General features: G+C 71.9%; 14 protein-coding genes. 10 read left to right on the forward strand and 4 right to left on the reverse strand.

Translation table 11 applies throughout. The features are described from left to right. Positions 1–151: 151 nt before the first annotated feature. Positions 152–1504, forward strand: a complete 1353-nt coding sequence (locus tag AB0D48_RS29185) for an AMP-binding protein (protein WP_362403365.1) — start codon at positions 152–154, stop codon at positions 1502–1504. 229 nt (positions 1505–1733) lie between these two features. Continuing rightward, the gene (locus AB0D48_RS29190; protein ID WP_362403460.1) at positions 1734–2495 is read left to right on the forward strand and encodes an alpha/beta fold hydrolase; all 762 of its coding nucleotides are present in this window, start codon (positions 1734–1736) and stop codon (positions 2493–2495) included. 45 nt (positions 2496–2540) lie between these two features. Here the strand turns inward: AB0D48_RS29190 and AB0D48_RS29195 are convergent, their stop codons facing one another. After that, entirely contained in the window at positions 2541–2954 is a 414-nt protein-coding gene (locus AB0D48_RS29195) for a helix-turn-helix domain-containing protein (protein ID WP_362403462.1), read from the reverse strand. A 168-nt stretch (positions 2955–3122) separates the two neighbouring features. Here AB0D48_RS29195 and AB0D48_RS29200 point away from each other — a divergent pair, with 168 nt between their 5' ends. Then, positions 3123–3962 carry an alpha/beta hydrolase gene (locus AB0D48_RS29200; RefSeq protein WP_362403368.1) on the forward strand — a complete coding sequence of 280 codons (840 nt, stop codon included), beginning with the start codon at positions 3123–3125 and terminating at the stop codon, positions 3960–3962. 103 nt (positions 3963–4065) lie between these two features. Here the strand turns inward: AB0D48_RS29200 and AB0D48_RS29205 are convergent, their stop codons facing one another. Continuing rightward, a complete protein-coding gene (locus AB0D48_RS29205) occupies positions 4066–4902 on the reverse strand; it encodes a creatininase family protein (RefSeq protein WP_362403371.1) in 837 nt (278 codons plus the stop codon). Between the two features lie 174 nt (positions 4903–5076). Further along, positions 5077–5844 (reverse strand): glucose 1-dehydrogenase, encoded by a 768-nt coding sequence (locus tag AB0D48_RS29210; protein ID WP_362403374.1) that lies wholly within the window; start codon positions 5842–5844, stop codon positions 5077–5079. Between the two features lie 68 nt (positions 5845–5912). On the opposite strand from AB0D48_RS29210, the gene AB0D48_RS29215 reads away from it, so the two are divergent. Next, complete coding sequence (locus AB0D48_RS29215) at positions 5913–6860, forward strand: NAD-dependent epimerase/dehydratase family protein (RefSeq protein WP_362403377.1); 948 nt, start codon at positions 5913–5915, stop codon at positions 6858–6860. Between the two features lie 50 nt (positions 6861–6910). On the opposite strand, the gene AB0D48_RS29220 is transcribed toward AB0D48_RS29215, so the two are convergent. Beyond that, positions 6911–7915 (reverse strand): ScbA/BarX family gamma-butyrolactone biosynthesis protein, encoded by a 1005-nt coding sequence (locus tag AB0D48_RS29220; protein ID WP_362403380.1) that lies wholly within the window; start codon positions 7913–7915, stop codon positions 6911–6913. Positions 7916–8378: 463 nt separating this feature from the next. Between AB0D48_RS29220 and AB0D48_RS29225 the strand changes: the two genes are divergently transcribed. From AB0D48_RS29225 to AB0D48_RS29250, 6 genes are all read left to right on the forward strand, one after another. Continuing rightward, positions 8379–9641, forward strand: coding sequence for a cytochrome P450 (locus AB0D48_RS29225; protein ID WP_362403382.1), 1263 nt, complete (start codon positions 8379–8381; stop codon positions 9639–9641). A 102-nt stretch (positions 9642–9743) separates the two neighbouring features. After that, positions 9744–10415, forward strand: coding sequence for a ScbR family autoregulator-binding transcription factor (locus AB0D48_RS29230; RefSeq protein WP_362403385.1), 672 nt, complete (start codon positions 9744–9746; stop codon positions 10413–10415). Positions 10416–10524: 109 nt separating this feature from the next. Beyond that, entirely contained in the window at positions 10525–11196 is a 672-nt protein-coding gene (locus AB0D48_RS29235) for a ScbR family autoregulator-binding transcription factor (protein WP_362403388.1), read from the forward strand. Positions 11197–11469: 273 nt separating this feature from the next. Next, positions 11470–12339 carry an AfsR/SARP family transcriptional regulator gene (locus tag AB0D48_RS29240; RefSeq protein ID WP_362403391.1) on the forward strand — a complete coding sequence of 290 codons (870 nt, stop codon included), beginning with the start codon at positions 11470–11472 and terminating at the stop codon, positions 12337–12339. A 73-nt stretch (positions 12340–12412) separates the two neighbouring features. Further along, a complete protein-coding gene (locus AB0D48_RS29245) occupies positions 12413–13066 on the forward strand; it encodes a ScbR family autoregulator-binding transcription factor (protein WP_362403394.1) in 654 nt (217 codons plus the stop codon). 28 nt (positions 13067–13094) lie between these two features. Beyond that, the gene (locus AB0D48_RS29250; RefSeq protein WP_362403397.1) at positions 13095–13796 is read left to right on the forward strand and encodes a phosphopantetheine-binding protein; all 702 of its coding nucleotides are present in this window, start codon (positions 13095–13097) and stop codon (positions 13794–13796) included. Positions 13797–13800: the final 4 nt, after the last annotated feature.

Consider the following 13800-nt stretch of genomic DNA (forward strand, 5'->3'; position numbering starts at 1 on the left):
AACGGTCGTAGGCTGGCCGAAGCGTGCAGGTCGTGTGGGCAGGTGTGGGCATGTGTGGGCACATACGGGCACGTACGGGGTGTACGGGCCACCCGGGCCGTCCGGGCCGCCCGGGCCCTCCGGGCCATCCGGGAAAAGGAGCTGGCGAACGATGCTGACCGCGCTCGACGGGGTGTACGGGGACCGGCCGGACGCCGTCACCGTCGCCGGCCGTTCCACTTCCTACGAGGGCCTGCTCGGCGCGGCCGGCGCGGTCGCGGCCGACGTCGCCGGGGCCCCCGCCTTCGCGGTGACCGCCACGGCCTCCCTGGAGACCGTGGCCGCCGTGGTCGGCGGGCTGCTGGCCGGGGTGCCCTGCGTACCGCTGCCGCCCGACGCGGGGCCCGCCGAGCGCGAGCACATCCTGCGGGACTCCGGGGCGGCCCCGCTCGAGGTGGACTTCGCCCGGCGCTCCTCCGCCTGGCCGGGGAAGGCCGCGGCGCCCGAGGAACCCGCGCTGATCCTCTACACGTCCGGGACCACGGGCGCTCCCAAGGGCGTGGTGCTCAGCGGCGCGGCGATCGCCGCGGACCTGGACGCGCTGGCCGAGGCCTGGCAGTGGAGCGCCGAGGACACCCTGGTGCACGGCCTGCCGCTGTTCCACGTGCACGGGCTCGTGCTCGGTGTGCTCGGCGCCCTGCGCACCGGCAGCCGCCTCGTGCACACCGGCCGGCCCACGCCCGGGGCCTACGCCGAGGCCGGCGGCAGCCTGTACTTCGGGGTGCCGACCGTGTGGTCCCGCATCGCCCGCGAGCCGGAGGCTGCCGCCGCGCTCTCCGGGGCCCGGCTGCTGGTGTCCGGGAGCGCCGCGCTGCCCGCCCCCGTCTTCCGGGACCTGGAACGGCTCACCGGGCACCGGCCCGTCGAGCGGTACGGGATGACCGAGACCCTGATCACGATCAGCGGCCGCGCGGGCGGCGAGGTCCGCCCCGGCACGGTCGGCACACCTCTGCCCGGCATCCGTACGCGCGTCGCCGCCGAGCCGGGCGCCGAGATCGGGGAACTCCAGCTCACCGGCCCCACGTTGTTCTCGGGGTACCTGGGCCGCCCGGAGGCCACCGCCGCCGCGTACACCGAGGACGGCTGGTTCCGTACGGGCGACATCGCGGCCGTCGACGAGGCGGACGGCGTGCACCGGATCGTCGGCCGTGCCTCCATCGACATGATCAAGTCGGGCGGCTACCGGATCGGCGCGGGCGAGATCGAGAACGCGCTGCTGGACCACCCCAAGGTGAGCGAGGCGGCGGTGGTCGGCGTCCCGGACGCAGACCTCGGCCAGCGGATCGTCGCATTCGTCGTCGCCGAGGGGGTCACCGGCGCCGAGCTCACCGACTTCGTCGCCGCGCACCTGTCGGTGCACAAGCGCCCGCGCGAGGTCCGCTTCGTCGCCGCCGTGCCGCGCAACGCCATGGGCAAGCCCCAGAAGAAGCTGCTGCTGGCGGACGAGCAGGGGGAGGAACGTTGACGCGGCGCGGCCCCGCCGCGGACGTCCGGCCCGACCCCTGGATACGGCGCTTCCACCCCGCACCGGAGGGGCACGCCCCGGTGCTGGTGCTGCTGCCGCATGCGGGTGGGAACGCCTCCTTCTACCTTCCGTACTCCCGGGCCCTCGCCGCGTACGCCGAGGTGCTGACCGTGCAGTACCCGGCCGTCAGGACCGGCTGGGGGAGCCCGCGGCGGACACTGTCGACGCGCTGGTCGAGGGCGTGTGGGGGGCGCTGCGGCCGTGGAGGGACCGGCCGTTGGTGCTCTTCGGGCACAGCATGGGGGCGGTGCTCGCCTTCGAGCTGGCGCGCCGGATGGAGGCGGACGGGGAACTGGGTGCGGGCTGGGTCGGGGACGGGCCGGTCGGGGACGGGCCGGTCGGGGGCGGGCTGGGTGGGCTGATCCTGTCCGGGCGGCGCTCCCCGCTGGTCCACCGCGAGGAGGACCGCCACCACGTGCGGGGCGACGAGGCGTTGCTCGCCCAGGTCGCCGCGCTGGCCGGCACCGACCCGCGGCTGCTCGCCGACGAGGGTTTCCGGGAACTGATCCTGCCGGCGCTGCGCGGGGACTACCGGGCCGTCGAGACCTACCGCTACGAGCCCGGGCCGGCGCTGCGCGTTCCGGTGAGCGTGCTGAGCGGCGAGTCGGACCCGCGGGTGAGCCCGTCCGAAGCCATGGCCTGGCGGGACCTGACCGAGGGGGCGTTCACCTTCCGTGGCTTTCCCGGCGGGCACTTCTACCTGACCGGCAGGCAGGAGGCCGTGGCCCGGGCCATCGCCGAGGATCTGGTGTCCTTCGGGGCCGTTTCCCCGACGGCCACCGTCAGCGGCGGCGGTCCCGTGGCCCCCGACAGTGGTCTGGTGGCCTCCGCCGGTGGTCTGGCCGCCGCCAGTGGCTCCGGTCCGGCGGCCGCTTTCATCGGCGGTGGTCCGACGGCCGCTGTGACCGGTGGCGGGCCGACGCCACTGTGACCGGTGGCGGGCCGATCTCCGACCTCCGCGGGCCGGTGGCCACCGTCAGCGGCCGTCGCGTACCAGGTGGCGGGCGAGTACCTCCAACGCCCCGGTGACCTCGGGCAGCCGCTCCGCCTCCGCCTCGCCGAGGACGCGTGTGAGGGCCTCCTCGACCTTGGAGGATCCGGCGGCCCGTACGGCGGCCACGCGCGCGGAGACCCCGGCGGCCTGGCGGACCAGCGTACGGCGGCGGTCGGCGGGGTCGGGCGCCGTCTCGACGGACCCGGCCTCGCGCAGGCGCGCGACGGCGCCCGAGACCTGACTTTGTGACAGGCCCGTGCGCTGGGCGGTCTCGCCCACGGTGGTGTCCGGGTGCGCGGCGATGTCCCCTGCCACGATCACCACGGCGCGGGTGCTGCCGGCGTACTGGCCGGAGCCGCCCGGGGGTTCGGGCAGGGCCTCTTCGCCGAGCTTCATCAGGGCCCGGCCGAGCAGGAACAGTTCGATGCCATCCACCCCGACAAGGTACATCAGCACAGATATATCGTCGGAGATACATCTCTCTTGATGTATCTGTTTCGATGGATTAGGCTGGTCGCAGAGCAGCGGACGAAGGGGCCGCGCCGACAGTACGAAGGAGTCGCCATGTCCGCCGCCGTCATCACCACTGCCGCCCTCCCGGTTCCCGGGGCGACGCTGCACTACCGACTCCAGGGATCCGGCCCGCTGTTGCTCATCTCGCAGAGCGGCGAGGGTGATGCGGACCGCACCGTGGACCTGGTCCCGCACCTCACCGACGCGTACACCGTCCTGACCTACGACCGGCGCGGCCTCTCGCGGAGCCGGGCGGACGATCCCGGGCGGACCACGACACTCGCCGAGCACGCCGAGGACGTGCACCACCTGCTGGCCGCCGTCACGGACGAGCCCGTCTTGACGCTCGGCTGCAGCCTGGGCGCTGTCATAGGCCTCCACCTGGCGGCCCGGCACCCGGAGCAGGTCCGCACCCTGGTCGCCCACGAGCCGGTCGCCCCGAGGCTGCTGCCCGAGGCCGCCCGCGGCCGCCACGAGGCGGAACTCGCCGCCCTCCAGGACACCTACCGGAGGGGCGGACTCGACGCGGCCTTTCCGGAGATGGCCCGGGTGCTCGGCATAGACCTCTCCCGGCGGGACGCGGAGCCCGGCCTCACCCCCCAGCCCCTGGACGACCGGCGGCGCGCCAACTTCGACTACTTCGTCGAGCACGACTTCTCGGCGGTGATCGACGACACTCTCGACCCGGCCGAGCTCACCCGCACCACGACCCGGATCCTGCCGGCGCTGGGCGCGACCACTGCTCCGACCGTCTTCGACCACCAGTGCGCCACCGCTCTGGCGGACCTGCTGGACACCGCGATACGTACGTTCCCGGGCGGGCACAACGGCAACTCCACCCACCCGAGGGCATACGCAGCCACCCTGCGGGCGGTGCTCGCTGCGGCTTGAAGGCGGGTGTCCAGCCCGCGGGTCCGGTGCCGGCCCGAGGGAGCTTCGTCGAGTCGCGTCGCCGATGCACTTCGATGGACGGCGACGCGGGCCGGCCGCCTGGTCAGCTGGGCGACCCCGAGGATGCGCCCTGCGCGGCCCCTGCTTGAGCGGTGAGGGAGCCGGTCACGGCGTTGGCCATGGCCGATGCCATGCGCTGGTGGAAGCGCCACAGGAAGGGGTCACGGGGGCTGGGTGCGCCGAAGTAGCCCTGCGGCGTCACCCTGCGGGCGTGTTCGCCGCCCTTTCGCCATTCAGCCAGGTCCGCCGGCCCGAGGCCCGTCGGCCGAAGTCGGGTCATGGCGTCGTAGTCGACGAGCTCAGGGAACCAGCGCATCATCAGCGCGCTCTCGATCTCTTCGGCATGGACACCGAGTTCGCCCGTCAGTTCCAGGCCCTCGAACAGCGGTTGCATGGCGAACGTGGCCAGAGCGGGTGTCTTCGCCGCCTCGCCCAGGCGGTCGGCGATGAAGTCGGGCTCGATGAGGACGACCCCCGTGCTGCCTTCCTCGTGTCGGCGCGTCACGACGTCGAGGAGCATCCGATTGTGAGCGATGTCGCCCTGATGGTTGATCACGAAGATGTGCCGGAACCCGTCGGTGGCGAGGGATTCCATGATGTCGAAATGCAGCGCGGCCGCGGTCTCGGGACGGGTGCGGAACGTCCCGGCGAAGGCACCGGAAACCTGATTGATGCCCCAGAACACAGGTGGGGCGATCAGCGCCGGTACCTGGTGCCGGTCGAGTTCGTCCTTCACCATCCGGCACAGCTGGTAGGCACCGTAGGCGTCGGTGCCCAGCGGAAGATGAGGGCCGTGCTGCTCGATGACACCTGTGGGCAACAAGACGCATGCGCCGGCGGCTGCCGCGGCCTCCACCTGCGGGTAGGTGAGGTCGGCCATCGTCCCTGCGAAGACCGAGTATCCACTGTGCATGTGCTTCCCCTGTACGTGATGTCCTGACCGGCCTGGCCACCGATCGTGATCATCTTCGCCAGGGCAGACAGCCGCTCACGAGCGGTACCTACGCCGCAAATCACGCCTGCGCTTTGTAGGGAGATCACAAATGGACAGCCCTTAGCGGGTGGTCCAGCCGCCGTCGACCGTCAGGGTGGCGCCGACGACGAACGAGGCGCGGTCGCTGCACAGCCAGGCGGCGGCCTCCGCGATCTCGTGGGGGTCGGCGATCCGGGGGAGGAGCGCCGAGTCGAGGAGCACCTTTTCCATCGCGGGCTGTTGGCCGAGCCATTCGTCGACCATTTCGCTGCGGGTCGAGCCGGGTGCGATGGCGTTGACGCGGATGCCGTGGGTGGCGTACTCGGCCGCGGCGGCCTTGGTCAGGCCGATCACCGCGTGCTTCGAGGCGATGTAGACCGAGGACACGGGGGTGGCGACGAGCCCGCCGGTGCTGCTGTTGTTGACGATGGCGCCCCCGCGGCCGAGCATCGCCTTCACCTGGGCGCGCATGCAGTTCCACACGCCGCGCACGTTGGTGTCCATGACGGAGTCGTAGACGTCCTCGTCCAGCAGGTGCATGGGCTCGGGATGCGCGCCGACGCCCGCGTTGTTGAAGGCGGCGTCGAGGGCTCCGTACGTCTCGACGGCGGCGGAGACGGCGCGGGCCATGCCCGCGGGGTCCGTCACGTCGGCGACGACGTACTGGGCCCGGTGTCCCGCGGCCACGAGTTCCGCAGCGAGCTCGGCCAACTGAGGTTCCCGGCGGGCGACCAGCGTGACGGCGGCCCCCTCACGGCAGAAGACGCGGGCGGCGGCAGAGCCGATACCCGCGCTGGCGCCCGTGATCAGAGTCGACTTTCCCTCAAGGAGGCCTCTACCAGCAGTCATGGTGTACGACAGTAGCAGCAGAGGCATTACATGATCATCATTGGTAAGGGTCGGATGAGAGGGGGTAGTTGACCATCGAACGGATACTCGTGACCGGAGCCACCGGCTTCGTCGGCTCCCACGTCGTGAAGCGGCTGCTGGCGTCGGCTCCGTCCCCCGCGTCGCTGCGGCTGCTGACCCACCGGACGGTGGCGCCCGCCGAGTGGGCCGGCGCGGAGGTCGCCGCGGGCACCCTCACCGACCCCGCGTCCCTGCGCGGGATCTGCGACGGCGTCACGACCGTGATGCACCTGGCGGCGCGGATCGGTGGCACCGAGGAGGAGTGCCGTGAGGTCAACGCCGAGGGAACCCGGGCGCTGCTGGCCGAGGCCCGGCGGGCAGGGGTGGGGCGCGTCGTGCAGCTCGGCACCGCCGCCGTCTACAAGGACGTCGCCCACCGGGGCGAGGCCGAGGGCGTGCTCACGGAGGCACCCACGTCACCGACCAGCGTCACCCGGCTGGAGGGGGAGCGGCTCGTGCTCGCCGCGGGCGGGACCGTGCTGCGTCCGCACCTGATCTACGGCGACGGCGACACGTGGATGATCCCGGCCCTGGTCCAGCTGCTGGAGAAGCTGCCGTACTGGCTGGACGGCGGTCGTGCGCGGATCTCCCTGGTGTCCGTGGACGCCCTCGCGGGGGCGCTGGTGGAGCTCGTCCGGCTCCCCGCCGGACCCGTCGGAGGGCAGGTGCTGCACGCGAGTCATCCGGAACCGGTGTCCACACGCGAGCTGGTCACGACCGTGACCAGGGAGCTGGGGCTGGAGGCACCGCGCGGCGATCTCACCGTCACTCAGGCGCTGAACCTGCTCGGCGCGGCCGACGACCCGGTAACCCGCCGCCGCATCTCGCTGCTGGCCGTGGACCACTGGTACGACAGCACGCGCCTGTGGTCCCTCGTCCGGGGCGGGGCGGGGCCGGTCTTCGCCGACGCGTTCGCGCGCCACGCGCCCTGGTACCGGGCGCTGCTGAGCCGCTGATCCCCTCGCAGCGGTTCAGCAGCGCCCGACGGCAGGGTCTGCTGCCGGTGTCACGCCCGGCGCCGGCCGCCGTGCTCCGCACCGACGGTACCCGTGACGGTCGCCTCGAATATCCTGCGGCCGTCCTGATGGCCGGTCACCTCCACCATGCGGAGCCCCGAGCCTTCGGCGGCGGGGATCTCCCGGGCCTCGATCCAGCAGGGGGCGTCGAGCTCGGCGTAGCTGTGGAACGCGGTCTCGATGCCCGACGGGGTGAAGGCGTCGTCGGGCAGCAGGCTGTAGGCGGCCTGGCGGGCGGCCTCGACCAGGACCATGCCCGGGTGGTGGTCGTTGGCGTGCTCGAAGAGGATCGGGTGGCCCAGGTCGGGGCTCAGCAGCCAGCGGTCCGGCCGGTCCGACGGGGCGAGCACGACGTCGAACGGCAGCAGGCGTCCCGCGGTCGCCGCGGGGACCGGGATCTCGCGGGCCAGCGGTTCGAGTAAGGCGCCGGTACCGCGCTCACCGCGGACCCGGCGGTACACCGCCGGGGGGACACAGGTGAAGAGCGCCGTACCCGAGGCCGCGACCACGCCGTTGCGGTGGATGGTCACGCGAAGGAAGCCGGAGAACCGGTTGCCCTTCCAGGCGAAGTCCGTGCAGGTCGCGATGAGTTCGAGTTCGGTGGGGCTGGAGCCGATGCGCAGCTGGGAGAGGTCGGACTCGAAGCCGAGGGTCCACAGCAGCACGTTGTGCCCCAGCGGGACCCCGTACTCCGAGTGGCAGAGGAAGAGGCCGACCTGACGGATCGTTTCCCCGGCCTGGACCGGGTCGTGGCTGGTGCCGTCGGCGCTGGTGAAGAACGTGTGGGCCCGGGGCCACTGGCCGGTCAGGGAGAAGACGTTCTCGCCGGTCTTCGTGCAGCCGGTCAGGAAGACCTCCGCGAGTGAGCTGCGGTGGACGTACTCCCTCGGCACGGTGGTGGTCAGCCGGGGAAGTTCGTTGCAGCGCATCCATGGTGCTCCGGCCGCCTGGTCGGCCGGCGCGGGGGCGTTCTTCTGGAACGTCAGCAGGGTCATGGACCTCTCCACAGAGCCGGGGTGACGGATGGGATGAGCACTCCCAACCGGCAAGATACGTACTCTCCGGTTTTGTTTGCAAGGTGATCCTGAGGTTCGTTTGCCGCACGCGCCCCTCTGGATAGGGGTGGATCAGGGGTGTGCCAATCGCCCGTATCCAGCCCCACCAGGGAAGTCACGGTCGGATCACGACGCGTCGGGATCCCTCGCTCCATCCCAAGTGGGAGTTGGCAATTCCGGTCGAAGGGCCGGTGTGCCGCAAGGGAGGGATCCCGCCGTCGGCCGTCTGCGGCGCGCCTCCCCGCGGGGCTCGCGGCCTGCGGACGGGCTGCTTGGCGGTGCGGACGCGGAGGTGTCAGACTTGGGCCCGCCACTGGGTGTATACGAACCGGACGGGCGGTTTTGAAAAACGCGGAGCCGAGGCCACTCGGCTCCCGGACAGCCGACCCCAGGAGGCACCGCAATGCTTCGTCAATGCCCCATCGCCATCGACCCCTCAGGCCACGACGTCCATGGCGAAGCCGCACGGCTGCGGGAGTTGGGGCCGGCCGTCAGGGTGACCCTTCCGGGCGGGGTGCAGGGGTGGGCCGTGGCCGGCCACCACGCGCTCAGGAAACTGCTCGCCGATCCGCGCGTCTCGAAGGACGCCTACCGGCACTGGCCCGCCTGGATCAGCGGCGAGGTCGGCCCCGAATGGCCGCTGGCGATCTGGGTGTCGGTGCAGAACATGATCACCGCGCACGGCCCCGAGCACACCCGCCTGCGCCGGCTGGTGCTGAAGGCGTTCACCTTGCGCCGGGTCGCCGCGATGCGCCCGCGGATCGACGAGGTCGTCGCCGAGGTCCTGGACGAACTCGCCCGGCGGCCCGGGAACGAGCCGGTCGACCTGCGGGCACACTTCGCGCACGAGATTCCCACGCGCATCATGTTCGAGCTCTTCGGCATCCCCGAGTGGGCCCGGGACAGGCTGTACAAGATCATCAATGGCTTCTTCGACACCGCGATATCGGCCGAGGACGCGCACCGCAACGGGGTCGACCTCTACGAGACCATGGGCGATCTGGTCTCCCACAAGCGTGCCCATCCCGCGGAGGACCTGACCAGCGGCCTGATCGCCGCCCGGGACGACGAGGGCGGCGCCCAGCTGACGGAGAAGGAGCTCGTCGACAACCTGATCCTGCTCTTCACCGCCGGCTACGAGACCTCGGTCAACCTGATCTCCAGCGCGGTGCACGAACTGCTGGCGCACCCGTCCCAACGGGAGCTGATCCGGTCGGGACTGGCCTCGTGGGAGGACGCCGTCGAGGAGACGCTGCGCAGGCAGCCGCCCGCCGCCAACGCGATCCTGCGGTACGCCGTCGAGGACATCGACGTCGAGGGAACGGTGATCCCCAAGGGCGACCCGATCATCGTCTCCCTGGCCTCGGCCGGGCGGGACCCCGAGGTCCACGGTGCCGACGCGGACGCGTTCGACATCACCCGGGCCACCCGGAGCGACCACATGGCGTTCGGCTTCGGGCCCCACTACTGCATGGGCGCGACGCTGTCCCGGGTGGAGGCCGCGGTGGCCGTGGCCGGGCTCTTCGGACGCTTCCCCGAGATGTCCCTCGCCGCCCCGCCGGAAGGCCTGGGGCGCGTGGAGTCGTTCATCTCGAACGGCTTTCGAGAGCTGCCCGTACGGCTGGGGCCGGACACCATACAGGAAGACGGAGTCCCGCACTCGTGACTTTGTGCTTGATAAAGTAAGGACCTTCTGGTTGGTTTTTATAGGAGGGGGCAGATCCTGTAAGCACCATCCGTAAGGACGCTCGGACATTCGGAGGCACTTGTGGCACGGCAGGAGCGTGCGGTACGTACGCGTCGCGCGATCTTGGAAGCGGCCGCGGCGGTCTTCGACGAGCGTGGATACGAGGCCGCGACGATCGCGGACATCCTCTCCAGGGCGGGCGTCACCAAGGGCGCGCTGTACTTCCACTTCGCGTCGAAGCAGGAGCTGGCCCAGGGCGTACTGGACGAACAGTTCGCCGAGGGCGGTGTGCCGCCCCGGGAGAGCAAGCTGCAGGAACTGGTCGACGTCGCCCTGGTCCTCGCGCACCGGATGAAGTTCCAGCCCATGCTCAGCGCCGGTGCGCGGCTCTCGCTGGGGCCGGACATGCGCGAGATCTTCGGCGGCGGATCGGTGCCCGGATGGATCCAGTTCACCGAGGAACGGCTGGCCCAGGCCAAGGCGCAGGGCGAACTGCTGCCGCACGTGGACCCCGCCGAGACGGCCTGGATCATCTCGGCCTGCTGGACGGGGGCCCAGGTCTACTCGCAGACCCTCACCGACCGGGAGGACATCGAGTACCGGATCTCGGGCGTCTACCAGCACCTCTACCCCAGCATCGCGACGCCCGCCGTGCTGGCCCGCCTCGACATGGGCGCGGACCGCGGCGCCCGGGTCGTCGCGGAGATCGAGGCGCTGGAGTCCGTGGAGCCGCGGGAGCCGGCCCTGCCCTGACGCGGTTCGCGTGAGTGGTCCTCGAGTGATCCTTCAGCGCTCTCGCCGATCATGACTGCGAACGGTGTCATCCCCTGGGCAAACCGCGTCAGCGGTTTGTGGAGAACTCATGGTCAAGCAGGAACGTGCCGCCCGCACGCGTGAAGCCCTGATCCGCGCCGCCGCCGAAATCTTCGCGGAGGAGGGCTTCGTCACCGCTTCCATCGCGACCATCAGCAGGAAGGCGGGGGTCAGCGCGGGAGGGCTGCACTTCCACTTCGGCAGCAAGACGGAGCTGGCCGAGGCCGTTCAGGGCCGCGCGGTGGAAGCCGTACGGCGCATCACCGCGGCCGCGCCGGGCCGTTCGGGCGGCGCCCTGCAGCTGCTCATCGACGGGGTGCACGGACTGGCGGCGCTGCTGGCGCACGACGTCGTCGTGCGCGCCGGGTTCGGTCTGTGCGCGGACTGGCGCCGCGACACCGGCTGCGATCTGCGGCGGATCTGGCAGGGGTGGGTGCAGGACGTGTTCCGCGCCGCGGAACGGGACGAGCAGCTGGCCGACGGGGTGTCGGCCGAGGACGCGGCGCTGGCCGTCGTGGCGGCGACCGTGGGTTTCGAGGTGCTCGGCGCCGGCGAGCCCGACTGGGTGTCGCACAGGTCGCTCACCCGTTTCTGGGCGCTGCTGCTGCCGCGGCTCGCCGCGCAGCACGTGCTCGGAGGGCTCGTGGCCGCGGGCTCGGGCAGGGAAGAAGTGCCCGGGCCGCAGGCGGCCGACCGGCCGGTTCAGCGACTCACCGACTGACCCAGCAAGCGGACCGGTCGGTCTCTTTTCTGGCGAGTCCGCGCTCCCTTGAGGTCGGTGCGAGGGCGTGCCGACACCCTGGGAGCTGCTCGCGGAGCACCCGGATTGCCGATGAAACTGCAGGTCAAGACCGATCGGCGCGGTGGATTACCGGTCGCCCGAACTCCAAAACAGCACGACCGGTTTGATATTGACAAACCGCCGGTCCTGTTTTTTACTGACTGCGGCGAGAGTCGATCCCTTCAACCCACCGACCAGGCAGGGGAGTACGGCGTGGACATCGATGTACTGGGCGCACTGGCGGTGCGTGAGAACGGAATATCCATCACACCCACCGCTCCCAAGCCACGTCAGGTACTGGCGCTGCTCGCCCTTCACGCGGACCAGGTGGTCCCCGTATCAGCCCTGATCGAGGAGCTGTGGGCCGGGGCGCCGCCGCGCAGCGCGCGCACCACGCTCCAGACCTACGTGCTGCAACTGCGCGCCCTGATCGCGAACGCCCTGGAGCAGGGCGCCCGCCGCGACACCGGATCCGAGGACGGGGCCCCTCACGGCACCGGACGCGGCCGGCGCACCGCCAAGGACGTGCTGGTCACGCTGCCCGGCGGCTACCTGCTCGACAGCGGCGGCGGCGTCAGCGACGTCCGCGAGTTCGAGCGGCTGTCCGGCATGGGCTACCGGGCGATGGACGCGGGCGACTTCCCGGGCGCGGCCCGCCAGCTGCGCGACGCCCTGTCGCTGTGGTCCGGCCCCGCCTTCGCCGACGTGCACGGCGGCATCCAGCTGGACATGGAGACCAGGCGGCTGGAGGAGACCCGGCTGTGCGCGCTCGACCAGCGCATCGAGGCCGACCTGCGGCTCGGCCGGCACCGTGAGCTGCTCGCCGAACTGACCGTGCTCGCCAGCCGGTACCGCACGCACGAGAACCTGCACGGCCAGTTCATGCTCGCGCTGCACCGCTCCGGCCGCCGCAGCGAGGCCCTCGACGTCTACCAGCGGCTGCGCGGGACGCTCGTACGGGAACTGGGCCTGGAGCCGTCGGCCGCCCTGCGCCGGCTCCAGCGCTCCATCCTGATGGCAGGCCCCGAGAGCCCGTTGGAGGCGCCGGAGGCCAACGGCGAGCGTCTCGTGCGCGTGGGCTGACATGGGCGCTCTCACGACGACCCAGACCACGCGCCGGCCGCGGGGCCGGGCAACGGGCCGAGGAGGCATGGCGGTGCAGGAGAGGTCGGAGCGGACCCGCCGCAAGCTCGTCCACGCCGGAGCCGACTTGTTCAACCGCAACGGCTACGCGAACGCGACGCTCAGCGGGATCGCCGCGTCGGCCGGGGTGACCAAGGGGGCGCTGTACTTCCACTTCGCCTCCAAGGACGAACTCGCCGACGCCGTCCAGCAATGCGGCTGCGCCCTGCTCCACGCGCACGTGCGCGCGCTGCGCGAATCCGGGCTCTCCCCCCTGCAGGCGCTGGTCGACACGACGCACTGGCTGGCGCGCGCCCTCCACGAGGAGCCGGCGGTCCCCGCCAGCTTCCGCATCACCAAGGAGTGCAGGGGCACGCAGCCGCCCGTCACCGATTTCCACCGCGTCTGGGTCGCGGCGGTCTGCGGGCTGCTGCGCCAGGCCCGGGACGCGGGCGAACTGCGCGACGGGTGTTCCTGGGAGAGCGTCGAGTCGCTCGTCGCCGCGGCCGCGTGCGGGATCGAGGTCATGGCGGGCACCGGGATGCCCTCCGCGGAACTCCGGCGCAGGGTGGCCGCGCTGTGGTCGATGCTGCTGCCGGCGCTCGTCCCCGAGGGCCGGGCGAAGGAGTTCCGTACGGCGGCGCCCGACACCGCGTACCCGCGCGAGTTCTCGGCCAGCGCCGTCTGACCCAGCCCCCGGCTTGGAGGAGCCACCGATGACGAACGATCGCGCCGACGTGTTGTCCGACCTCCTCGGGGTGCTCGGCGACGTGCTGCGGGTCGACCCGGAGCGGATCGACCCCGAGCAGACGTTCCAGTTCCTCGGGCTCGACTCGCTGCTGACCACGGAGTTCGTGGCCGTGATCAGCGCCCGGTACGGGATCAGGGTGCCCGCCACCGACCTCTACGACCACCCCACCCCGGCGGCCTTCGCCCGGGAGGTCGCACGGGCGGCCGCGGCGGCCGGGACCGCGGGGAACGCCGGGATCGCCGGGATCGCCGGGACCTCGGGGACATCGGGCACGGGGCCGGCGCGTGACGCGGCCGCTCCCACCCCCACCGCCGCCCCGGCCGCGGAGATCGTCGAGGTGCTGCGCGAACAGCTCACCGCGATCCTGTGCTGCGACGGCTGGGGCCTCGACACGGCCGCTCCCTTCGCCACGCTCGGCGTGGATTCGCTCCTCGGGGCGGAGTTCGTCGCCGTCGTCAACCGCATCTTCGGCCTCGACGAACGGGCCGTCGTACTGCACGAGTACCCGAGCCTGGACGCGCTCGCGGCCTACGTCGCCCAGCGCAGCGGGGCACGGGCCACGCCCCCGGCCGTACGGGAACTCGAACTGCTGCTGGACGCCCTGCGCGACGGGCGGCTCAGCGTGGCCGAAGCGCTCGTGCTGCTGCCGCGCCGAGCGCGGGTCTGACGGG

Origin of the sequence: Streptomyces sp. NPDC048269 (assembly GCF_040652395.1) — a bacterium.
In the GTDB taxonomy this organism is placed as follows: Bacteria; Actinomycetota; Actinomycetes; order Streptomycetales; family Streptomycetaceae; genus Streptomyces.

What these genes read in the sequence shown, in the direction of transcription:
- AB0D48_RS29195 (WP_362403462.1), bottom strand. Translation starts at nt 2,954, where the DNA reads ATGAAGCTCGGCGAAGAGGCCCTGCCCGAACCCCCGGGCGGCTCCGGC.
- AB0D48_RS29200 (WP_362403368.1), top strand. Translation starts at nt 3,123, where the DNA reads ATGTCCGCCGCCGTCATCACCACTGCCGCCCTCCCGGTTCCCGGGGCG.
- AB0D48_RS29205 (WP_362403371.1), bottom strand. Translation starts at nt 4,902, where the DNA reads ATGGCCGACCTCACCTACCCGCAGGTGGAGGCCGCGGCAGCCGCCGGC.
- AB0D48_RS29250 (WP_362403397.1), top strand. Translation starts at nt 13,095, where the DNA reads ATGACGAACGATCGCGCCGACGTGTTGTCCGACCTCCTCGGGGTGCTC.
- AB0D48_RS29185 (WP_362403365.1), top strand. Translation starts at nt 152, where the DNA reads ATGCTGACCGCGCTCGACGGGGTGTACGGGGACCGGCCGGACGCCGTC.
- AB0D48_RS29220 (WP_362403380.1), bottom strand. Translation starts at nt 7,915, where the DNA reads ATGACCCTGCTGACGTTCCAGAAGAACGCCCCCGCGCCGGCCGACCAG.
- AB0D48_RS29225 (WP_362403382.1), top strand. Translation starts at nt 8,379, where the DNA reads ATGCTTCGTCAATGCCCCATCGCCATCGACCCCTCAGGCCACGACGTC.
- AB0D48_RS29210 (WP_362403374.1), bottom strand. Translation starts at nt 5,844, where the DNA reads ATGACTGCTGGTAGAGGCCTCCTTGAGGGAAAGTCGACTCTGATCACG.
- AB0D48_RS29235 (WP_362403388.1), top strand. Translation starts at nt 10,525, where the DNA reads ATGGTCAAGCAGGAACGTGCCGCCCGCACGCGTGAAGCCCTGATCCGC.